This window comes from Pedococcus sp. KACC 23699, from assembly GCF_045348425.1.
In the GTDB taxonomy this organism is placed as follows: domain Bacteria; phylum Actinomycetota; class Actinomycetes; order Actinomycetales; family Dermatophilaceae; genus Pedococcus.
Map to the genome: position 1 here is coordinate 3,308,921 of NZ_CP157483.1, position 20,582 is coordinate 3,329,502.

At 72.1% G+C, this 20,582-nt stretch carries 20 protein-coding genes; 13 read left to right on the forward strand and 7 right to left on the reverse strand.

Annotated elements, in window-relative coordinates; all coding sequences use genetic code 11:
- Position 1 precedes the first annotated feature (1 nt).
- A complete protein-coding gene (lpdA, locus tag ABEG17_RS15520; protein ID WP_406830380.1) occupies positions 2–1,381 on the reverse strand; it encodes a dihydrolipoyl dehydrogenase in 1,380 nt (459 codons plus the stop codon).
- A 238-nt stretch (positions 1,382–1,619) separates the two neighbouring features.
- Here lpdA and ABEG17_RS15525 point away from each other — a divergent pair, with 238 nt between their 5' ends.
- On the forward strand, positions 1,620–1,895 hold the full coding sequence (locus ABEG17_RS15525) for a hypothetical protein (RefSeq protein ID WP_406830381.1): 276 nt from the start codon (positions 1,620–1,622) through the stop codon (positions 1,893–1,895).
- A 201-nt stretch (positions 1,896–2,096) separates the two neighbouring features.
- On the forward strand, positions 2,097–2,303 hold the full coding sequence (locus ABEG17_RS15530; protein WP_406830382.1) for a DUF5302 domain-containing protein: 207 nt from the start codon (positions 2,097–2,099) through the stop codon (positions 2,301–2,303).
- A gap of 92 nt (positions 2,304–2,395) precedes the next feature.
- Here ABEG17_RS15530 and ABEG17_RS15535 read toward each other — a convergent pair whose 3' ends face one another.
- Positions 2,396–3,928: a leucyl aminopeptidase gene (locus tag ABEG17_RS15535; RefSeq protein ID WP_406830383.1), complete on the reverse strand. Its 1,533-nt coding sequence runs from the start codon at positions 3,926–3,928 to the stop codon at positions 2,396–2,398.
- Positions 3,929–4,022: 94 nt separating this feature from the next.
- Between ABEG17_RS15535 and gcvT the strand changes: the two genes are divergently transcribed.
- The 3 genes from gcvT (at position 4,023) to ABEG17_RS15550 (ending at position 6,376) form a co-directional block, all read left to right on the forward strand.
- Entirely contained in the window at positions 4,023–5,129 is a 1,107-nt protein-coding gene (gene gcvT / locus ABEG17_RS15540) for a glycine cleavage system aminomethyltransferase GcvT (protein WP_406830384.1), read from the forward strand.
- Between the two features lie 14 nt (positions 5,130–5,143).
- Entirely contained in the window at positions 5,144–5,602 is a 459-nt protein-coding gene (locus tag ABEG17_RS15545; RefSeq protein WP_406830385.1) for an OsmC family protein, read from the forward strand.
- A 174-nt stretch (positions 5,603–5,776) separates the two neighbouring features.
- Positions 5,777–6,376: an LLM class flavin-dependent oxidoreductase gene (locus tag ABEG17_RS15550; RefSeq protein ID WP_406833216.1), complete on the forward strand. Its 600-nt coding sequence runs from the start codon at positions 5,777–5,779 to the stop codon at positions 6,374–6,376.
- On the opposite strand, the gene ABEG17_RS15555 is transcribed toward ABEG17_RS15550, so the two are convergent.
- Positions 6,373–7,989, reverse strand: coding sequence for an ABC transporter ATP-binding protein (locus ABEG17_RS15555; protein WP_406830386.1), 1,617 nt, complete (start codon positions 7,987–7,989; stop codon positions 6,373–6,375). The two genes, ABEG17_RS15550 and ABEG17_RS15555, sit on opposite strands and share 4 nt — an antisense overlap.
- A gap of 84 nt (positions 7,990–8,073) precedes the next feature.
- Here ABEG17_RS15555 and ABEG17_RS15560 point away from each other — a divergent pair, with 84 nt between their 5' ends.
- Positions 8,074–8,289 (forward strand): hypothetical protein, encoded by a 216-nt coding sequence (locus ABEG17_RS15560; protein WP_406830387.1) that lies wholly within the window; start codon positions 8,074–8,076, stop codon positions 8,287–8,289.
- A gap of 8 nt (positions 8,290–8,297) precedes the next feature.
- On the opposite strand, the gene ABEG17_RS15565 is transcribed toward ABEG17_RS15560, so the two are convergent.
- Entirely contained in the window at positions 8,298–9,101 is an 804-nt protein-coding gene (locus ABEG17_RS15565; protein ID WP_406830388.1) for a class I SAM-dependent methyltransferase, read from the reverse strand.
- Between the two features lie 14 nt (positions 9,102–9,115).
- On the reverse strand, positions 9,116–9,697 hold the full coding sequence (locus ABEG17_RS15570; RefSeq protein ID WP_406830389.1) for a DUF3043 domain-containing protein: 582 nt from the start codon (positions 9,695–9,697) through the stop codon (positions 9,116–9,118).
- Between the two features lie 94 nt (positions 9,698–9,791).
- On the opposite strand from ABEG17_RS15570, the gene ABEG17_RS15575 reads away from it, so the two are divergent.
- The 4 genes from ABEG17_RS15575 to ABEG17_RS15590 all read left to right on the forward strand — a co-directional run bounded on the left by ABEG17_RS15575 (position 9,792) and on the right by ABEG17_RS15590 (position 15,311).
- Complete coding sequence (locus ABEG17_RS15575) at positions 9,792–11,156, forward strand: dipeptidase (RefSeq protein ID WP_406830390.1); 1,365 nt, start codon at positions 9,792–9,794, stop codon at positions 11,154–11,156.
- Between the two features lie 105 nt (positions 11,157–11,261).
- Positions 11,262–12,275 (forward strand): glutathione S-transferase family protein, encoded by a 1,014-nt coding sequence (locus tag ABEG17_RS15580; protein WP_406830391.1) that lies wholly within the window; start codon positions 11,262–11,264, stop codon positions 12,273–12,275.
- Positions 12,272–13,507, forward strand: a complete 1,236-nt coding sequence (locus ABEG17_RS15585; RefSeq protein ID WP_406830392.1) for a saccharopine dehydrogenase family protein — start codon at positions 12,272–12,274, stop codon at positions 13,505–13,507. Before ABEG17_RS15580 ends, ABEG17_RS15585 begins: the two co-directional genes overlap by 4 nt.
- Before the next feature lie 241 nt (positions 13,508–13,748).
- Complete coding sequence (locus tag ABEG17_RS15590; RefSeq protein ID WP_406830393.1) at positions 13,749–15,311, forward strand: DEAD/DEAH box helicase; 1,563 nt, start codon at positions 13,749–13,751, stop codon at positions 15,309–15,311.
- Positions 15,312–15,612: 301 nt separating this feature from the next.
- Here the strand turns inward: ABEG17_RS15590 and nadA are convergent, their stop codons facing one another.
- A complete protein-coding gene (gene nadA, locus ABEG17_RS15595; protein WP_406830394.1) occupies positions 15,613–16,806 on the reverse strand; it encodes a quinolinate synthase NadA in 1,194 nt (397 codons plus the stop codon).
- A 112-nt stretch (positions 16,807–16,918) separates the two neighbouring features.
- Here nadA and ABEG17_RS15600 point away from each other — a divergent pair, with 112 nt between their 5' ends.
- Both ABEG17_RS15600 and ABEG17_RS15605 read left to right on the forward strand, forming a co-directional pair.
- A complete protein-coding gene (locus ABEG17_RS15600; protein ID WP_406830395.1) occupies positions 16,919–18,019 on the forward strand; it encodes an alpha/beta hydrolase in 1,101 nt (366 codons plus the stop codon).
- Positions 18,020–18,059: 40 nt separating this feature from the next.
- Complete coding sequence (locus ABEG17_RS15605) at positions 18,060–18,839, forward strand: maleylpyruvate isomerase N-terminal domain-containing protein (RefSeq protein ID WP_406830396.1); 780 nt, start codon at positions 18,060–18,062, stop codon at positions 18,837–18,839.
- A 12-nt stretch (positions 18,840–18,851) separates the two neighbouring features.
- Here the strand turns inward: ABEG17_RS15605 and ABEG17_RS15610 are convergent, their stop codons facing one another.
- On the reverse strand, positions 18,852–19,073 hold the full coding sequence (locus ABEG17_RS15610; RefSeq protein WP_406830397.1) for a hypothetical protein: 222 nt from the start codon (positions 19,071–19,073) through the stop codon (positions 18,852–18,854).
- Between the two features lie 261 nt (positions 19,074–19,334).
- Here ABEG17_RS15610 and ABEG17_RS15615 point away from each other — a divergent pair, with 261 nt between their 5' ends.
- Positions 19,335–20,501 carry a glycerate kinase gene (locus ABEG17_RS15615; protein WP_406830398.1) on the forward strand — a complete coding sequence of 389 codons (1,167 nt, stop codon included), beginning with the start codon at positions 19,335–19,337 and terminating at the stop codon, positions 20,499–20,501.
- Positions 20,502–20,582 lie beyond the last annotated feature (81 nt).

Genomic DNA, 20,582 nt, shown 5'->3' on the forward strand with positions numbered 1-20,582 from the left:
TCTAGCTGTGGGCGTGCAGGGGCTTGCCGGCGAGCGCCAGGTGCGCCTCGCCGAGGGACTCGTTCTGCGTCGGGTGGGCGTGGATCAGCCCGGCGACGTCGGAGGGCAGGGCCTCCCAGTTGTAGATGAGCTGGGCCTCACCGATCTGCTCACCCATGCGGGCGCCGATCATGTGGACCCCCACGACCGGGCCGTCCTTCTCGCGCACGAGCTTGACGAAGCCCTGCGTCTGCAGGATCTGGGACTTGCCGTTGCCGCCGAGGTTGTACTCGTAGGTCTCGATCTCGCCGTACTTCTCGGCGGCCTGCTTCTCGGTCAGGCCGACCGAGGCGATCTCGGGGTCGCAGTAGGTGACGCGGGGGATGCCCAGCTCGTCGATGACGGCGGGAGCGAGCCCGGCGATCTCCTCGGCGACGAAGATGCCCTGCGCGAACCCGCGGTGCGCGAGCTGCAGCCCGGGGACGATGTCGCCGACGGCGTAGACGCCCTCGACACCGGTGCGCAGCCGCTCGTCGGTGGTGACGAAACCACGGTCGAGCGTGACGCCGGCCTCGGCATACCCCAGGCCGTCGGTGACGGGACCGCGACCGACGGCCACGAGCAGCAGGTCGGCCTCGATGGTGCTGCCGTCCTCGAGCGAGACCGTCACGGTGTCGCCGGACTGGGTGGCGCCGGCGAACTTGACCCCGGTCTTGAAGGCGATCTTGCGCTTGCGGAAGGAGCGCTCGAGGGTCTTGGAGACGGCCTCGTCCTCGGCGGCCACGAGCCGCGGCAGGGCCTCGACGATGGTGACCTCGGAGCCGAACGAACGGAAGACGGAGGAGAACTCGACGCCGATGACGCCGCCACCGAGGACGACGACCCGCGCCGGGACGAAGTCGAGGGCGAGCGCCTGCTCGCTGGTCATGACCCGACCACCGATCTCCAGACCGGGCAGCGACTTCGCGTAGGAGCCCGTCGCGAGGACCACGTTGCGGCCGGTGATCCGGCGGCCGCCGACCTCGACGGTGGAGCGGTCGACCAAGCGGCCCTCGCCCTCGACCAGCTCGATCTTGTGGGCCTTGGCCAGACCCTGCAGACCCTTGTAGAGGCGCGCGACCACGCCGTCCTTGTAGGCGTTGACGCCGGACATGTCGACGGACTCGAAGGTCGTCTTGACGCCGAACTGGGTGCCCTCGCGAGCGGTGTCAGCGACCTCGGCCGCGTGCAGGAGGGCCTTGGTGGGGATGCACCCGACGTGCAGGCAGGTGCCACCGAGCTTGTTCTTCTCGACGAGTGCCACGCGCAGGCCGAGCTCGGCCGCGCGGAACGCGCAGGCGTAGCCGCCACTTCCTCCACCAAGGATGACTACGTCGAAGGTGGTCTCGGCGTCAGCCGGCATGCTCGCTCCCTGGCGTCGTGGGCACTGGACGGTCGTCGTCGACCGTGGAGCGGCCAGGTCGTGACCAGCCCGGAATCGACACAGTGCATCTTGTCATTGTTTGGATGCCGAGGCGCAAGCAGGTCCACGCGGGCGTGATGGCCCACGGTCGAGCAGCCCGTCCCCGTATCGTTGTCGCATGGCGTGGTGGAAGCGGGGCCGCAAGAGGTCCACAAGGGGTCCCTCGGACGGGCCAAACATGGCGGTCGACCAGCAGGCGGTGCGCAGGCACCTGGGGGAGTTCGTCGACAGCCGGCGGGGGGTCGAGGCCTACGTCGAGCCACCCACCAACGTCACGGCGACGACCGTCATCCTCATCGCCCACGACGGTGAGTGGACCCGTCGCGCCGCGGGGTCACGGCAGGCGGCGTTCGAGCTCGCCGGGAGCCTCGGCGTGCCGGTCTACGACGTCCTTCAGACGGGGTACCCGAACCGCATGCGCGAGTGGAACTCCAGGCAGCGCAAGAAGGACTGACGCCGCGGGCCTGCCGAGCGGACCCTCGCCGTCGAGCGTCCCGTCCAGCGCGGTGTCGAACGCGGGGTGCACGCGCGAGGTGCGCGGCCCGGGGAGCGACACGGACCCATATGCGGTGGTGCCCACCCGAGCAGGGATGCGAAGGTTGACCTACGGCGGGTCCCCACGCGGCCCGCGTAGCTCGAGCAGCAGGAGGGCACGATGGCCAAGGCCGAAGGCGGGAAGTCCACGGGCGGTACCGGCCCCAGTGAGGACATGAAGCGCAAGTTCCGGGAGGCCCTGGACAAGAAGCAGTCGCACGCAGGGCGCGACGTGTCCGACGACAGCGAGCACGGCAAGGTCGACCACGCCCAGGGTGCGGCGACGTCAGCGACGCAGCAGATGTTCCGTCGCAAGAGCGGTGGCTGAGGCGCTCGCCGCGCACTGAGCGACTTCGACAGAGGGGCCCGTCCGATCCGGACGGGCCCCTCTGTCGTGCAGCGCGTATGGCGCGGTGCCGGTCAGCCGACGTAGCCCTCGACCAGCGAGAGCAGGGTGGCGACGCCGTACCCAGTCGCTCCCTTGGGCGTGTAGCCGTAGGGCGAACCCTCGTTGAAGGACGGGCCCGCGATGTCGACGTGGGCCCACGGCGTGGCCGGGTCGACGAACTCACGCAGGAACAGGCCGGCGGTCAGCATGCCGCCCCAGCGCTCGCCCTTGTGCGACAGGTCCGCGACGGCGGACTCCAGCTGGGACCGGAGGTCCTCCGGGAGCGGCATGGGCCACGCCGCCTCGCCGGCGCTGTCGGCGGCGGCGAGGACGCGGTCCCGGAACGTGTCGTCGTTGGCCATGATGGCGGCGACGCGCCCGCCCAGGGCGACCATCTGCGCGCCCGTGAGGGTGGCGATGTCGACGATGGCGTCGGGGTTCGACTCCCCGGCGAGGACGAGGCCGTCGCCAAGGACCATGCGCCCCTCGGCGTCGGTGTCGAGGATCTCCACGGTGGTGCCGTCACGCATCGACACGACGTCTCCCGGTCGCTGGGCGTTGCCGCCCGGCATGTTCTCGGCGAGGCAGAGGTAGCCGGTGACCTTGACGGGCAGGCCGAGCTCGGCGGCGGCGAACACGGTCGCGGCGACCGCTGCGGCGCCGGCCATGTCGGACTTCATCGTCAGCATCGAGGCCGGCGGCTTGATGCACAGGCCGCCGGAGTCGAAGGTGATGCCCTTGCCGACGAGGGCGACCGAGTGGCTCGCCCGCGGCGGTGACCAGGTCAGGGTGACGATGCGGGGCGGGTTGACCGAGCCCTGGCCGACGCCGACGATGCCGCCGAAGCCGCCCTTGGCCAGCGCAGCCTCGTCGAGCACCTTGATGGTGACCTTGGCCTTGGCCGCGCTGTTGCGGGCCTTGACCGAGTCGGCGAACGACTGCGGGAAGAGCTTGTTGGGCGGGGTGTTGACCAGGTCGCGGGCGTACGCCTTGGCATCGGCGAGGACGGCGGCGCGAGCAGCGGCGGCCTTGACCGCCTTGAGCTTGGCGTCGGGGGTGACCACGGTGATCGCCGTGACGGCAGCGGCCTTGGCGGGGGAGGCCTTGGCGCCCTTGGTGCTGCCGGCCTGCGGACCGCGGATCCCCGCGTAGCTGTAGGCGCCCAGAGCGGCACCTTCGGCGACGGCGGCGACCGACTCGACACCGGAGGCGGGCAGCGCCACGACGACCTTGGCGGCCTTCTTGAGCGAGCGGACGGCGGCACCGGCGGCGCGGCGCAGGACCTCGGCGTCGAAGGACGTCGTACGGCTCGTGGCCGAGCCGAGGCCGGTGAGCACCACCCGCGGGGCGGTGACCGAGGGCACGGCAGCGAGGGTCAGGACCTCGTCGGCCTTGCCCGTCGCCTGCAGGGCAGCGAGCTGTGCCGCCACGTGGGCGGCTGCCTCGCGAGGGAGTCCGTGGCCGGCGGCGAGTGCGGCGGAGCCGGAGTCGTCGACCGTCCCGAGCACGACGGCGTCGGCCTTGAGGTCGTGGGCGGATCGGTCGGAAACGCTGACGGTGGTCACGTTCGAATCCTTTGTGTGGTGTGGGGATGTCCCTGCTTGCGGCAGGATATCCGGGCCCGCGGGGGTCTGCCCTGCGGGGCGGTAGCGTTCGGCCATGAGCGACGCAGCCCTGAAGACCTCCCCCCTGCACGACCGACACGTGGCGCTCGGCGCCAAGATGGCCGACTTCGGCGGCTGGGAGATGCCCATCGAGTACCCCGGCGGTGGTGTCGTCCGAGAGCACACCGCCGTGCGCTCGTCCGTCGGCATCTTCGACGTCTCGCACCTGGGCAAGGCGCGCGTCTCGGGCCCGGGGGCTCGTGACTTCGTCAACGCCTGCCTCGCCAACGACCTCGGCCGGATCCACGAGGGCAAGGCGCAGTACACCTTGTGCTGCGACGAGAACGGCGGCGTCGTCGACGACCTCATCGCCTACCTGCGCAGCGACGAGGACGTCTTCCTCATCCCCAACGCCGCCAACACGGCCGAGGTCGTCCGCCGGCTCGCCGCGGCCGCCCCCGAAGGCATCGTGGTGGAGGACCTGCACGAGTCCTACGGCGTCATCGCCGTCCAGGGCACGAAGTCCGACGAGGTGCTCGACGCCCTCGGGCTGCCCACCGGCCACGACTACATGTCGTTCGTCGAGACCGACTGGAACGGCCTGCCGGTCATCGTCTGCCGCACCGGCTACACCGGCGAGCGCGGTTACGAGCTGGTCCCTGCCTGGGACGTCGCCGCCAAGCTGTGGGACGCCCTGACCGAAGCTGCCGCCCCCTACGACGGCCTGCCCTGCGGGCTCGGTGCGCGCGACACCCTCCGCACCGAAATGGGTTACGCCCTGCACGGGCACGAGCTGTCCACGGAGATCACGCCGGTCCAGGCGCGCGTCGGCTGGGCGGTCGGCTGGAAGAAGGAGGCCTTCTGGGGCAAGGACGCCCTCGTCGCGGAGAAGGCCGCCGGCCCCGAGCGGGTGGCGTGGGGCCTGCTCGCGACAGGTCGCGGCATACCTCGTGCGCAGTGCGCGGTGAAGGTGGACGGGGCGGTCGTCGGCGAGGTCACCTCCGGCACGTTCAGCCCCACCCTCAAGAACGGCATCGCGCTCGCCCTGCTCAAGCCGTCGGTCGCCGAGGGCGACGAGGTCGTCATCGACGTGCGCGGCCGCGACGTCCCCGCGACCGTGGTCAAGCCGCCGTTCGTCACCGTCGACGTTCGCGAGGGCTGAGGGCCAGCAGGGGTATGGCGGCGCACGAGTACCGCGCGCAGGTCCGGTGGGACGGGTCCACGGGGGTCGGCTACCGCGACTACCCCCGGGCCCACTCGGCGTTCCTTCCACCGGCCACCGAGGGACTGGACCTGTCGGCCGACCCGTACTTCCGAGGCGACGCCGACCTGCCCAACCCCGAGCAGCTGCTCGTCCTGGCGGCCTCGTCCTGCCAGCTCCTGTCGTTCCTCGCGGTCGCGGCGCGGGCGAAGATGGACGTGGTCGGTTACGCCGACGACGCGACGGGGGAGATGCCGCACGACGTGACACCTCAACGGATCACGCGGATCGTGCTCCGGCCCGTGGTCACGGTGGCGGGCGCCGTGTCGGACGAGGACGTCGAACGGTTGCTGCACGAGGCGCATGAGCAGTGCTACATCGCGAGCTCCCTGACCACCGAGATCGTCCTCGCGCCCGAGGTCCGGCACCCCTGACCTGGCAGCCGGTGGCGGACCGCTCGCAGCGGCAGAGCGCTGTCGGTGGGCGTCGCTAGCCTGCGAGAGATGAAGTTCGGATTCGTCGTCCCGTATGCCGACGCCCTCGAGTTCACCGAGCTGGCCGCCCTGGGCGAGCAGCGCGGGTGGGACGGGGTGTTCACCTAGGGCGCCCTGCACGAGGGCTGGACGGCGTTCGAGGCCGACGAGGGACGCCGCGAGCGAGCCCAGAAGCTCGACGAGTGCCTGGCGATCTACGGCGGCCTGTTCCACGGGCAGCCGTTCACCTACGAGGGTCGGCACTACAGCGTCAGGCCGACCGAGTTCATGCTGCCCCAGCCCCCGGTGCACCAGCCCCACCCACCGGTGTGGGTGGTCGGGGCGCACGTGGTCGGTGCCTCGAGGCAGCGGTCGCTGGAGCGGGCGGCCCGGTGGGACGGGCTGTTGCCCACCGTCGTCGACGAGCACGCCCGCGAGGGCGCGCCGTCCTACGACCTCGACTCGTTCGCCCAGGTGCTCCGGATCGTGCGCGAGATGCGCGAGGAGGCCGGTCTGCCCTGGGAGGGGTACGACCGGGTCGTCGAGGCGGACAGCTCGCGCGAGTTCGTCCAGCTGGACGGCAGCCCCGCCGACTGGGAGGAGGCGGATGCGACGTGGTGGGTGGAGAGCTGGTGGAGCGTGCCGCAGGGGCCGGAGGGCCTTGCGGAGGTGCGGCGCCGGGTCGAGGCGGGCCCTCCAGCGCCGGGTGGCGCGCAGGCACCGCAGCGGGACTAGCGCGCCGGCAGAGCGGCGACGAGCGAGGACACGGTGAGGAACGGCGCGGGACTGACCACCTTGGCGACCTGGGGCGCGAAGGCGGGTGAGTCGAGCAGCACGGTCACCGCCGGACCATCGGCGACCACCTCGCCCTCAGCCAGGACCACCACGCGGTCGGCCACCTCGGCCGCCAGCTCGACGTCGTGGGTCGCGACGAGCACCGCGCTGCCAGCGGCGGCCAGCTCACGCAGCATCGAGACCAGCCTGGCCTTGGCACCGTAGTCGAGTCCCCGCGTCGGTTCGTCCAGCAGGGTCAGGGGCGCTCGTCGGGCCAGCACCGTCGCGAGCGCCAGCGCCATCCGCTGGCCCTGGGACAGGGCATCCACGCGCTGGTGGTGGGTCACCCCGGGGGCCAGTCGCTCGAACAGCGCCGCAGCGCCGGCCTGTGGGGCGCGGGACTGCTCGGCGCAGCCGTCCGCACCGGCAAGGACCTCGTTCACGAGCGCCAGCGGGTCGACGGTTCGCGCCGGGTCCTGCGCCGACAGGGCCACCTCCGTCGCAGGGTCGAGGCGCACCCGACCCCTGGTCGGCGCCAGGTCGCCGAGCAGGGCGTGCAGCAGGGTCGACTTCCCGGCGCCGTTGCGACCCAGGAGGGCGACCACCTCCCCGACCCCGAGCGCGAGGTCGACCCCCCGCAGCGCGACGGTGTCCCCGCGTCGCACGCCGAGGCCGCGCACCTCGACCACGGCACCGCCCTTGCCGGGCACCGCGCGCTCGGCAGCGGGGGTCGGGGTGTCGAGCGCCTGGTTGGTGCCCCCGTGGCCGGGTGACTCGAGGTCGTCGCGCAGGCTGCGAGCCGCGCGCCGGGCGTCGCGCACCGACAGGGGCAGGGGGTCCCAGCCGAGCTCCCGGCCGAGCTCGACCAGGGGCGGGTGGATCGCCGAGCGGGCCATGGCGTCCGCGGTGCCGAGCAGTGGGCTGACGACCCCGTCGCCCACGAGCAGCACGGCGTCGGCGTGGTGGACGACGCGTTCGAGGCGGTGCTCGGAGACGAGCACGGTGACCCCGACGTCGTGGACGAGCCGGTGCAGCGTGGCCAGCACCTCTTCCGCTGCGACGGGGTCGAGGGCCGACGTCGGTTCGTCGAGCACCAGGATTCGTGGGCCAGCCACGAGCGCGGCGGCGATGGCCACCCGCTGCTGCTCGCCACCGGAGAGGTCGGCCGGCGCGCGGTCGCGCAAGGGGGCGAGCGCAAGGAGGTCCAGCGTCTCCTCGACCCGCCGCTGGCCACCGTGCCGGTCGCCGGGGCGTGCCTGCACGTGGCGGGCCACCTCCTCCTGGACCGTCCCGCCGCCGAACCCGGACGTCGGGTCCTGCGCGACCCAGCCCACCAGCGCGGACAGGGTCCCTTGGTCGCAGGTTCTCGGGTCGGCGCCATCGACGGTGACCCGTCCCGCCGTGATGGCGCGACGGGCGTGGTCGGTGTCCGCGAGGGCGCGCAGAAATGTGGTCTTTCCCGAGCCGGTCGGCCCGACGACCAGGACGAGCTCGCCCTCGGGCACGTCCAGGGTGACGTCGCGCAGCGCCGGCCGCGCGCCGTACGCCAGGCACACACCCTCGAGGACGATCACAGTGCCCGACCGTGGCACCCGTGCCGACGGGTGTCAAAGCAGCCATCGGGGCGACTGACGGGGCACCGCCCTACAGTGGCGCCCATGAGCGAAGCGTGGACGTGGACCTATCTCGACGCCGACGGCAAGGAGCTGTCGGGCGACAGCCTCGTGACGACGGCGTTCCCGTCGCAGTCCGACGCGGAGAACTGGTTCGGCGAGAGCTGGCACGAGCTCGGCGAGGCCGGTGTCGACGCCGTGGTGCTGCACCGTGAAGGCACCGTCGTCTACGGCCCGATGAGCCTGCGCGCCGCCGAGTAGGGGGAGCCTCAGCCGCTGCGCCGGGCGACGAGGTGGAACAACGTGGCCATCCGGCGGTACGGCTCGGTCCGCCCGAGCGCCTCCTCGGCGTCCAGGAGGGCCGCCAGCTCGGCGGCTGGCGGAGCCGGCTCGTCGACGGCAGCACCGTCGGTGGCGACCCGCACCCCGAACCATGCGCTGTCCGTGAGGCCGTGCCCGGCCAGCAGGTGGGCGAGGTGCTCGACCGAGTCGGCGCGGGCCGGCACGTCGAGCTCGTTGACGTAGGTCGCGTCCCGGCCCTCGTCGCGGGCCGAGCCCTGCTCGGCGAGCGCAGCGAGCACGGCCGACCAGTCGCGGCGGGCGGCAGGCCGCCAGGCGAGCGCCTGGTCGTTGCGCGCGACGACGGACAGCACGCCACCGGGTGCGACCCTCCGGGACAGCGCGGACAGCGCCTCGTCGGGGGAGTCGAGGTACATCAGGACCCCGTGGCACAGGACGAGCGGGAAGGTCTCGTCCATGGCGTCGAGGTCGGCGAGCCCGCCGGGGCGCACCTCCACCCGGGCAGCGACCTCGGCGGGCTGTCCGGCAAGGACCTGCGTGCAGGCGGCGCGCATGGCTGGGTCGGGCTCGAGGGCGACGACCCGGTGGCCCGCCGTCGCGAGGGCGACGGCCTGGGTGCCCTGACCGGCTCCCACGTCGAGGACGGCTGCCCCGGCGGGCGGGTGGTACGCCACGAGCTGGCGCCGGACGACCTCCTGGCGCACGACATTGCGCAGGTTGCCCAAGCGGCCGAGCCAGGTGCTCGACCCGGCCCCGAAGCTGCTCCCGTCCACCCCCGCGGGGATGCTCAGCTGGGGAACTCGCCGCGCTTGACGAGGGGCCGCGGCATGCGCGAGCGACGGAGCTGGAAGCCGCGCATCACCGCATACATCGCGAGCCCACGACCGACCTTGGCGGCACCGAACTTCGCGACGAGGTGCTTCTTGAGCCGACGCCACATGAGCCACGAGTCGACGGCTGCGGCGAGCAGCAGCGCGTAGACGCCGACCGAGACGAAGAGGAAGACCGCGGGGACCTTCACGAACGACAGCGCCAGGACGACGACCATCACGGGCAGCATGAACTCGCCCACGTTCCAGCGCGCGTCGACGTGGTCACGGATGAACCGGCGCACCGGGCCCTTGTCGCGGGCCGGCAGGTGCGCGTCGTCACCGGTGGCCATGGCCTGGCGCTGCAGCAGCTGGGCCTCACGCCGCTTGGCGCGGTCCTGGTTCTTCGCCTCCTTGCGGTCGGCGACGACCAGCGGTCGGCGGTTGGCCGCCTCCTGGTCCTTGCGCTTGGGCGTGGGCCGGTTCTTCGCGCCGTCGCGGGGCGTGCGGTCCACGGTCTCGGCCTGCTGCTCGTTGACAGTCTTGTTGCGTCCAAACACGTGATCACTGTATGCCGTGCAGCCGGCTTCTCCGGAATCGCGGGCTGCGCACACCCGGGTGGGCGCAGCCCGGCCACCCGTTAGGCTCCCCGCCGTGACCGATGACGTTCTGAGCACCGACCAGGTTTCCGCCCTCAAGACCACCGTGGCCGGCCTCATGCCGGGCCTGCGTGCCGACCTCGAGGCCCTGACGCGCATCCCCAGCGTCAGCCTCGACGCGTTCGACCAGGCGCACGTCGAGGCAAGCGCCGAGGCCACCGCCGAGCTGCTGCGCGCCGAGGGGCTCGACGTCGAGATCGTCCGCGAGGGCGGCCGGCCCGCGGTCATCGCCCACATCGACGGCCCCCAGGGTGCGCCGACCGTGATGCTCTACGCCCACCACGACGTGCAGCCTCCCGGTGACGACGCGGACTGGGACAGCGCTCCCTTCGAGCCGACCGAGCGGGACGGACGGCTGTACGGCCGCGGCGCCGCCGATGACAAGGCGGGCATCATGGCCCACCTCGCGGCCCTGCGCGCCCACCGCGGCGCGCTGCCCGTCGGCGTCACCGTCTTCGTCGAGGGCGAGGAGGAGATCGGCTCCGACTCCCTGCCCACCATCCTCGAACGGCACGGCGAGAAGCTGCGCGCCGACGCCATCGTGCTCGCGGACTCCACCAACTGGGCCATCGGCGAGCCCGCCCTGACGACCACCCTGCGCGGCCTGATCCGTGTCGTCGTCACGGTCACGACCTTGGACCACGGCATCCACTCCGGGATGTTCGGTGGGGCCGTCCCCGACGCCATCACCGCCCTGGTGCGCCTCCTGGCGACCCTGCACGACGACACCGGCGCCGTGGCGATCGCAGGACTGCGCTCCGGCACGGCCAGCGACCTCGACTTCGACGAGGCTCGTCTGCGCGAGGAGTCCGGGCTGCTCGACGGCGTCGACGTCATCGGCACGGGCTCGCTGCTGGACCGCATCTGGGCCAAGCCGACCGCCACGGTGATCGGCATCGACGCACCCTCCGTCGCCAAGTCGTCCAACACCCTGGTCCCCACCGCCAGCGCCAAGGTGTCGATCCGCCTCGCCCCCGACGAGGACCCCATGGACGCGTATGCCGCGGTCCAGCGTCACGTCGAGGCGAACATCCCCTGGGGAGCAAGGGTCGAGGTGCACCTCGACGACCAGGGCTCGGGCTTCGCCGCAGACGCGAACGGACCTGTCTACGACCAGACCCGGGCCGCGTTCACCGACGCATGGGGGGTCGAGCCGGTCGACATCGGCGTGGGTGGCTCCATCCCGTTCGTCGCGGCGTTCGCCGAGAAGTTCCCGGAGGCGGCCATCCTCGTCACCGGCGTCGAGGACCCGGACACCCGGGCCCACGGGGCCAACGAGTCGCTGCACCTCGGCGAGTTCGAGAAGGTCTGCGTCGCCGAGGCGATCCTGCTGGCCCGCCTCGGCGCCCTGCCGCGCTGAGGCGAACCGGCGCCATTCGCGTTCCGTCGAGGTGAACACGCCGAGGACCCGTCGGCGAGCTCACCTCGAATCGTGGCGACTCGTCGGTGCGGTTAGGTTCGTGCCATGGCGCAGAGCAAGGGTTACGTCGAGCCGTCGTTCGAACGGGACACCCGCTACATCAACGACCGCATCACCACTGATGGCGCCGGGGAGGGTGAGTGGCCGGTCGAGGCCGGGCGCTACCGCCTGGTCGCGGCACGTGCGTGCCCCTGGGCCAACCGCACGATCATCGTGCGCCGCCTGCTGGGACTCGAGGACGCGATCTCGCTCGGCCTGTGCGGTCCGACCCACGACCAGGACAGCTGGACCTTCGACCTGGACCCCGGCGGCGTCGACCCCGTGCTCGGCATCCCGCGGCTGAAGGACGCCTACGAGCGGCGCCAGCCCGGCTACCCGCGGGGCATCACGGTCCCAGCCGTCGTCGAGGTCGACAGCGGCAAGGTCGTCACCAACGACTTCGCCCAGATGACCTTGGACTTCTCGACCCAGTGGCGTGAGCACCACCGCGAGGGTGCCCCCGACCTCTACCCGGTGGCGCTGCGGGCGGAGATGGACGAGGTGATGAAGCGGATCTACACCGAGGTCAACAACGGGGTCTACCGCTGCGGCTTCGCCGGGACCCAGGAGGCCTACGACCAGGCCTACGAGCGGCTGTTCACCGCCCTGGACTGGTTGGAGGACCGGCTGACCCACCGCCGCTTCCTCATGGGAGACACCATCACCGAGGCCGACGTGCGGCTGTTCACGACCCTGGCGCGGTTCGACCCCGTCTACCACGGCCACTTCAAGTGCAACCGGTCCAAGCTCAGCGAGATGCCCGTGCTGTGGGCGTACGCCCGCGACCTGTTCCAGACGCCGGGCTTCGGAGACACGACGGACTTCGCGCAGATCAAGCGGCACTACTACGTGGTCCACCACGACATCAACCCCACGGGCATCGTCCCGGCTGGTCCGGACCTGTCCGGCTGGCTGACCGAGCACGGCCGGGAATCACTCGGGGGCAACCCGTTCGGCAAGGGGACGCCACCCGGACCGGTGCGCGACGGAGAGGCCGTGTCGCCGGAGGGGCGGGCATGACCGCCCGGGAGCACGACGTCGTCGTCTACGGCGCCACGGGATTCGTTGGCAAGCTCCTCGCGGAGTACCTCGCCCGGCATGCCCCGCAGGGCACCAGGATCGCTCTGGCCGGCCGCTCGCGGTCCAGACTCGAGCAGGTCCGTCGAGGCCTTCCGGCGCCAGCACGGGACTGGCCGGTGATCGTGGCCGACGCCGCGGACGAGGACGCCCTGCGCGCCATGGTGACGTCCACCACTGTGGTGGCCACCACCGTCGGGCCCTACCTGCGCTACGGCCTGCCGCTCGCGAAGGCCTGCGCCGAGGCCGGCACACACTACGCCGACCTCACCGGCGAGATCCTCTTCGTGCGCAAGGCGATCGACGACTGCGACGCCCTCGCCAAGGCCAGTGGGGCGCGCATCGTCACGGCCTGTGGCTACGACTCGGTCCCCTCCGACCTCGCGGTGCACCTCCTGCACCAGAGGGCCGTGCACGACGCCGCCGACGGGCTGCTCGACACGACGCTGCACGCCCGCGCCAAGGGTGGGGTGAGCGGTGGCACCGTCGACTCCTCCCGGGCCCAGGTCGACGCGGTGTCGACCGACCGTCGTGCGGTGAAGACGCTGTTCGACCCCTACTCCTTGAGCCCGGACCGCGCGGCCGAGCCCGACCTCGGCAAGCAGCGGGACCCCATGGCCGTCTTCCGCGACGCCGACACCGGCGACTGGGTGGGCCCGTTCGTCATGGCGAGCTTCAACTCTCGGATCGTCAGGCGCACCAACGCTCTTCGCGGACACGCCTACGGTCGCCGGTTCCGCTACCGCGAGCTGTCCGCCTACGGCGGGGGGACGCAGGCTCGGGTGCGTGCGACCCTCTTCACAACCGCCCTCGGCCTGGCCATGAAGGCGATGGCAGACCCGCGCTCCAGGCCGGTGTTCGACCGCCTCGCCCCCTCGCCGGGCGAGGGGCCCGGCGACAAGGCCCGGCGCAGCGGGTGGTTCTCGATGAAGGTGCGCACGACGACCGAGACCGGCCGCCGCTACCTGGCCACCGTGACGGCCCAGGGAGATCCGGGGTATGCCGCGACGGCGGTCATGCTCGGGGAAGCCGCCCTGAGCCTGGCCCTGGACGGCGACCGGTTGCCCGACGCGTCCGGGATGCTGACCCCCGCCACCGCCATGGGCGATGCGCTCGTGGAGCGGCTGCGGGCCCGCGACTTCACGCTGCGGGTGGAGGAGATCCCGGGAGCCTGAGCGTGGTGACCGCCTGCCGCGCAGACGGCTCGGTCACGGCCGGATCAGGTCCGTGCGGCTCGTCGCACCGCGCCATACGGACGGTGCTGTCAGGCCCGAGGTGGTCGGGGCGATAGGGTGGGGTCACCGGCCCGCACAGTTCTGCCTCGGGCCGTGGCACGTGATCAAGCTCTTGCGCTGCGAACCCACTGTCGGTTTCGCGCCGGGCGGAACACCCCTTTGACTGCTCTGGAGTACCCCTGTGTCTGTCGACACCACTTTCCCGAGCCTCGGCGTCCCTGACACCCTGGCCTCCGTCCTCGCCGCCCGCGGCATCACCGTTCCCACCCCGATCCAGACCGCGACGCTGCCCGACTCGCTCGCCGGCCGGGACGTCCTGGGCCGCGGCCGCACCGGCTCCGGCAAGACCTATGCCTTCCTGGTGCCGATGCTGGCCCGCCTGTCGGCCTCCAGGGCTCCGCGCCAGTCGCGTCGCCCGCGTGCGCTGATCCTCGCCCCGACCCGCGAGCTCGTCACGCAGATCCAGGCGGCCATGGCACCGCTCGCCGAGCCGCTCGGCATCTCGTCGGTCACCATCTTCGGCGGGGTCGGCCAGAACCCGCAGGTCTCCGCGCTCCGCAAGGGCGTCGACGTCGTGCTGGCCTGTCCCGGTCGGCTCGAGGACCTGCTGCAGCAGGGCGCGCTCACCCTCGACGGCATCGAGGTCACCATCCTCGACGAGGCCGACCACATGGCCGACCTCGGCTTCCTCCCGGGCGTCAAGCGCATCCTCGACAAGACGCCTCGCGACGGCCAGAAGCTGCTCTTCTCGGCGACGCTGGACGCGGGCATCGACGTCATCGTCAAGCGCTACCTGTCCAACCCCGTGACGCATCAGGCAGATTCGGCGCAGTCGCCGATCTCGACGATGTCGCATCACATCTTCCACGTGCACCGCGACGCCCGCCTGGACGTGCTCCTCGACCTGACCTCGGCCCCCGGCCGCAAGGTCGTGTTCACCCGCACCAAGCACGGCGCCAAGAAGCTCGCCAAGCAGCTCAACGCGTCGGGGGTGCCTGCGGTCGAGCTGCACGGCAACCTCGGCCAGGGCGCGCGCGACCGCAACATGGCCGCATTCCACGAGGGCAAGGCCTCCACGCTGGTGGCGACCGACATCGCAGCGCGCGGCATCCACGTCGACGACGTCTCCCTGGTCATCCACGCCGACCCGCCGGTCGAGCACAAGGCCTACCTGCACCGCTCCGGCCGCACCGCCCGTGCCGGCGCCGAGGGCACGGTCATCACCTTGATGACCGACGACCAGGTGTCGGACGTCCGCATCCTCACGAACAAGGCCGGCATCAAGGCCAAGACGACCCGGCTCGGCCTCGGTCACCCGATGCTCCTCGAGGTCGCCCCGGGGGAGCGCACCACCACCGGTGGGCTCGTCCTGACGGCTCCGCCCCAGCCCGCGGCCTCGGGTCGCTCCGGTGGTGCGCAGTCCCGACGAGGGGGTTCGGGTCGTTCCGGCACGTCCGCTCGTGCGGGCGAGGGGTCGCGCTCCGGCGACGGTGCCCGCTCGGGAGGTGGCCGTCGAGGCGGCCGCTCCGCAGGAGCCCAGGACTCGACCGGCGGCGCACGCGCGGCCGGTGGTCGTCCCGGCGGTCAGCGTTCCGGCCAGGGGTCCTCGGGCGGTCAGCGGTCGGGTGGACAGCGTTCCGGCGGCCGCGCCGCCGGTGGCTCCACGACCGCGTACTCCACGTCCTCCGGTGGCGCCGCGGCCTTCTCCGCGGGCAGCCGCGGTGGCTCACGCGGCGGTCGCTGACCGCACCGACACAGTAGTCAGCGCGCAGCACGCAGCGGGCGCACTTCCGGGACCTGGGTCCTCGGGGCGCACCACACCTCGTGCCTGACGGGGACCAGCACACCGTGCTGGTCCCCGTCGCGGCATCGCCCCCACGATGCCGCGACGGGGACCTTCTCCCCGGTGGCGTCCGGTCCGGGATGAGTCGGACCGGTCGGTTCCCTCGGGGGCTTCTCCACAGGAACCCCTTCAAGCCACCCAGTGTGTTCAGGCACACCGCGATCTGCCTCCCGCGGCAGGACTAGTCCACGTCAGCCGAGGACTAGTCCTTGTGGGTCTCCCCGGGCAGCGCGAGCATCTGGTCCAGGGCGACCCGGGCGTGGTGGGCGACCTCGTCGTCGACCTTGATGGGGTTCACCACGCGGCCCGAAGCGAGCGACTCGAGCGTCCAGACGAGGTGGGGCAGGTCGATGCGGTTCATCGTCGAGCAGTAGCAGACGTTCTTCTCGAGGAAGGCGATGTGCTGCCGGGGGAACTGCGTGGCGAGCCGGCGCACGAGGTTGAGCTCGGTGCCGACGACCCAGGACGTCCCGTCGGGGGCCGCAGCGATGGTCTTGATGATCTTCTCCGTCGACCCGACCTCGTCGGCCGCCTCGACGACCTCGTGACGGCACTCGGGGTGCACGATCACCTTGACGCCGGGGATGTCGCGACGGGCCTGCTCGACGGCCTCGAGGCTGAACCGGCCGTGCACCGAGCAGTGCCCGCGCCACAGGATCATCGTCGCGTCCTGCAGCTCCTGGCGGGTCAGCCCACCCATCGGCCGGTGCGGGTCGAAGACGACGCAGCCATCGAGGGAGCCGCCGAGGTCGCGCACGAACGTGTTGCGGCCGAGGTGCTGGTCGGGCAGGAACAGCACTTTCGCGCCCTCGCCCTTCTCCGCCAGGGCCCACTCCAGCGCGGTCTTCGCGTTGGAGGACGTGCAGATGGTGCCGCCGTGGCGACCGGTGAAGGCCTTGATCGCGGCTGAGGAGTTCATGTAGGTCACCGGGACCGTCTGGTCCGCGACGCCGGCTTCGACGAGGTCCTCCCAGGCGTCCTCGACCTGGCGGATCGCGGCCATGTCGGCCATGGAGCAGCCGGCGGCGAGGTCGGGCAGGATCACGGTCTGCTCGGCACTGGTGAGGATGTCGGCGGACTCGGCCATGAAGTGGACGCCGCAGAAGACGATGTAGGGCGCGTCCGGCCGGGCCGCGGCGTCCTTGGCCAGCTTGAAGGAGTCGCCCGTGACGTCGGCGAACTCGATGACCTCGTCACGCTGGTAGTGGTGCCCCAGGACGAACACCCGGTCACCGAGGGCGGCCTTCGCGGCACGTGCCCGCTCGACCAGGCCGGGGTCGGAGGCGGCGGGGAGCTCGCCCGGGCACTCGACCCCGCGTTCGCTGTGCAGGTCGCGACCGCGGCCGAGGACCAGCAGGGGCAGCGGGGTGGGGGAGGCGTCCGTCGAGGTGCTCACGCGTCGATCGTATGTCGTGGTGCCGCCTCCTCGGCGCAGCCAACCTCGCTGATCCCTCTCAGCGTTCGTTCAGCCGCCCCCCACCAGAAGGCCGCATCATGGTGAGGTGGCCTTGACCTCTCCCACTCTTCCCGTCCTTCTGGGGCTCGTGGCCGTCGCCGTGTTCGTCGTGCTCGCCGCCGGGTACCCGCACCTGCGCAGTCGGTGGGCCGCCGTCGGAGCCCGCGCCGGTGGGCTCCTCGTGCTCAACATGGTGGTCCTGGCCATGGTCGGGGTGGTGGCCAACGACCACTTCGACTTCTACGTCAGCTGGGCCGACCTCGCCGGCGCCCGCGCGGCTGTCACGGTGACCCACCGCGGAGCCACGGCGAGGTCGGCGGCATCGGTCCGGCTCGCTTCCGGACTGCACGCGGGAACGAACTTCGCGCCGCTACCTGCGCCAGGTCAACGGATCCAGGACTTCACGGTGACCGGCGCGCGGAGCGGAGTGACCGGACAGATCACGGTGCTGCTCCCGCCGGGCTACTCCACAGCCACCGCTCGAAGGTACCCCGTGATCGAGGCGTTGCACGGCTTCCCGGGCACGACGCACTCGTGGCTGACGGGGATGAACCTGCAGGCGTCCCTCGACCAGGCCGTCGCCTCCAGGACGTTGCGGCCATCGGTCGTCGTCCTGCCGCAGATCAACGTGCCGTACGGGATCGACTCCGAATGCGTCAACGGCCCCACGGGCTCGCCCCAGATGGAGACCTGGCTGGCGCAGGACGTGCCGCAGTTCCTTGCGAGCCACTTCGCGGTGGACACGAGCAGGTCGTCCTGGGTGGTCGCCGGCTATTCCGAGGGCGCCTGGTGCTCATCCATGCTGGGGCTGCGTCACCCGCAGGTCTTCGGCGGCGCCATCGTCTTCAGTGGCGCCTTCACCCCGGAGTTCTTCAACGGCTACCGTCCCTTCGGCCCGCACGTCCCACCACGGTATGACCTGATCAGGCTGGCGCGGCACACCCCACCACCTCTGGCGATGTGGATCCAGGCGAGCAAGAAGGACGGGTACGCCTACCCCCCGACCGCACACTTCCTCAAGGTGGTGCGGGCCCCGTTGTCCGTGACGACGAACCTGCTCAAGACCGGCGGCCACCGGGAGCAGCTGTGGGCGGGCGAGGTGCCCACCGCCCTGAGGTGGCTGGGACGGAGCCTGCCCGGGTTCTCGCCGTGAGGAGTGCTTCGACCGCCGCCGGTCGCCGTACGCTCTTGCGATGGACGACGCGGCGGTGCTGACGGCCTTGCGGCGCACCACGAACGCGATGGCGCAGACGGTGGGGGGCCTCGAGGCGACCCTTCCTGTACCCACCTGTCCGGGCTGGGACCTCACGGCACTGGTCGACCACCTCGGCCGGGTGCACCTGTGGGCAGAGGCCGCCGTCCGCACCGGCGCCTCCCCGGAGCCCTACCCCCGACGCGACCGGACGCAGGACCTCGCGAGCTGGTATGCCGCGAGCGCCGGCCTCCTCCTCGACACCTTGGGCGGGCGGGGGCCGCACGACGCGGCGTGGAGCTTCTCCGCGGTTCCGGGGCACGGGACGGTGCGGTTCTGGCGACGCCGACAGCTCCACGAGACGACGATCCACCACGTCGACGCCCTGGCGGCTGGGGGCGTGCTCGACCTGACCGGCGTGGTCGAGGCCGTGCCGGGTCTGTCGACCGAGCAGGCGGTGGACGGGGTCGGGGAGGTGTTCGAGGTCTTCGTCCCCCGAATGCTCGCGCGGCGGGCAGACGACCCGCCCGAGGTGGTGGTCCCGGCTGGGTCTCCGGTGGCGTTCGCCTGCACCGACACCGAGGCCGCGTGGACGCTGAGCCTCGTCGACGGGATCCCGCTGGTGCGTCAGGGGGTCATGGACGACGCCGTGGCCGTCGTGCGTGGGCCGTCGGCCCACCTCTACCTCGCGCTGTGGCACCGCGCCGACACCGGCGCGCTGGGGGTCGAGGGAGACGACCGCGTGGCGTGGCGTCTCCTCGACGCCTCGCTCGTGCCCTGAGGCCCGTCGGGCCTAGAGCGGGTGGATCTTGCTGCTGTTGAGGGCCACGCTCACGGTGCTCTGACCGAAGCGGACCTCCATGCGGTCGCCGGTGATCCGCAGGACGGAGCCGAGGCCGTGGCGGTCGTGGGTGACCCGGTCATCGACGGCGAAGGGGTGCAGCTCAGGGGCCGGCTTCGCCTGGAACGGGCTGTTCTTCAGGACGGGCTTCTTGGCGGGCTGTCGGGGGCGCATCAGTCCATTCTCCTCCTATTTGGCCGCGGGTGTGGACCGCCGGGCCGCAGGAAACGGGTCAACCTCGTCAGGAGGCGGCCCCGCAGCGCCCTCCACAGGGCTGTGACCTGCAGGAACGGCGACATCGGAGCCGGCGGCCCGTGCGCCCGGGTCCGGCCCGGCGCCAGAGAACTGCTCGACGGGTCGCGGGGTGTGGCCGTACCGGAGGTGTCCGGTCGGTCTGCGTTCCACCCGCCGGACCCGCGCTGCCACACTGGGGGAGTGCACGTCGTCATCGCCCCGGACTGCTTCACCGGCACCCTCACGGCCCAGCAGGCCGCCGAGGCGATCGCAGCGGGGTGGCGCCGCACGGCGCCCCGTGACCTGCTGACCCTGGTGCCGCTGTCGGACGGCGGTCCGGGTTTCCTCGACGTCCTGGCCGGTGCCCTGCCCGAGGCCCGCACCCTGGCCGTCACGGTCGCCGACCCGCTCGGTCGCGACGTGCCCGCCGCGGTCCTCCTGGTCGAAGGGGAGGCCGGCCCCACGGCATACCTCGAGTCCGCGCAGGCCGCGGGCCTGCACCTGCTGGCGGCCAACGAACGCAACCCCGGCCTGACGAGTACCTGGGGTGTGGGGCAGCTGCTGGACACAGCACTCGCCGAGGGGGCCACCCGTCTGGTCGTCGGTCTCGGGGGGAGCGGCACCAACGACGGCGGGGCGGGCCTGTTGGCCGCGCTCGGCGTCGGGCGGCCCGCCGACCTCGCCCGTGGGGGAATGGCGCTCGCCGACCTCACCGACGACGCCCTCACCGGACTCGAGGCCGTGCGACAGAGGTTCTCCGGGATCGAGCTCCTGCTGGCCAGTGACGTGGAGTCGCCCCTGCTCGGCCTGCAGGGGGCCTCGGCCGTGTTCGCACCGCAGAAGGGCGCGTCGCCCGAGCTCGCCCAGGCCCTCGAGGGTGCGCTCGGTCGGTACGTCGAGGTGGTGCGTCGCACCCTCCCCGAGACCACGGACCTCATGACCGGCAAGCCGTTGCGCCTCGACAAGCAGCCCGGCGCCGGGGCCGCCGGCGGGCTCGGCTACGCGCTCTACCTCCTCGGCGGACGCCGGGTCAGTGGCGTCAGCGAGGTGCTCTCCGCGGTGGGGCTGCGCGAGGTCGTCGCGGCCGCAGACCTCGTCGTCACCGGGGAAGGCAGCTTCGACTGGCAGAGCCTGCAGGGCAAGGTGGTCGCAGGCGTGGCCCGGCTGGCCCTGGAGACGGCGACGCCCAGCGTCGTCCTGGCCGGGCAGACGCTCGTCGGGCGACGTGAGGCGATGACTCTGGGGCTGTCCGGCACCTACGCCGTGGCCGACTCCGCCGCCGAGGTCGAGGCCGCGATGGCCGACCCCGTGGGCACGCTCGCGGCACGCGCCGCCCGGGTGGCGGCCACCTGGTCCCCCCAGCGCTGACCACGACGTACAGTGGTGGACGCAGGGAGGAACATTTCCCGCAGACCGTGGGTTGGCACAGATGGTCAGCCGACCCCCGAC

Coding starts and splice junctions, on each gene's coding strand:
- ABEG17_RS15560 (WP_406830387.1), top strand. CDS start 8,074: ATGAGCGAAGCGTGGACGTGGACCTATCTCGACGCCGACGGCAAGGAG.
- gcvT (WP_406830384.1), top strand. CDS start 4,023: ATGAGCGACGCAGCCCTGAAGACCTCCCCCCTGCACGACCGACACGTG.
- ABEG17_RS15545 (WP_406830385.1), top strand. CDS start 5,144: ATGGCGGCGCACGAGTACCGCGCGCAGGTCCGGTGGGACGGGTCCACG.
- ABEG17_RS15585 (WP_406830392.1), top strand. CDS start 12,272: ATGACCGCCCGGGAGCACGACGTCGTCGTCTACGGCGCCACGGGATTC.
- ABEG17_RS15530 (WP_406830382.1), top strand. CDS start 2,097: ATGGCCAAGGCCGAAGGCGGGAAGTCCACGGGCGGTACCGGCCCCAGT.
- ABEG17_RS15580 (WP_406830391.1), top strand. CDS start 11,262: ATGGCGCAGAGCAAGGGTTACGTCGAGCCGTCGTTCGAACGGGACACC.
- ABEG17_RS15610 (WP_406830397.1), bottom strand. CDS start 19,073: ATGCGCCCCCGACAGCCCGCCAAGAAGCCCGTCCTGAAGAACAGCCCG.
- ABEG17_RS15605 (WP_406830396.1), top strand. CDS start 18,060: ATGGACGACGCGGCGGTGCTGACGGCCTTGCGGCGCACCACGAACGCG.
- lpdA (WP_406830380.1), bottom strand. CDS start 1,381: ATGCCGGCTGACGCCGAGACCACCTTCGACGTAGTCATCCTTGGTGGA.
- ABEG17_RS15525 (WP_406830381.1), top strand. CDS start 1,620: ATGGCGGTCGACCAGCAGGCGGTGCGCAGGCACCTGGGGGAGTTCGTC.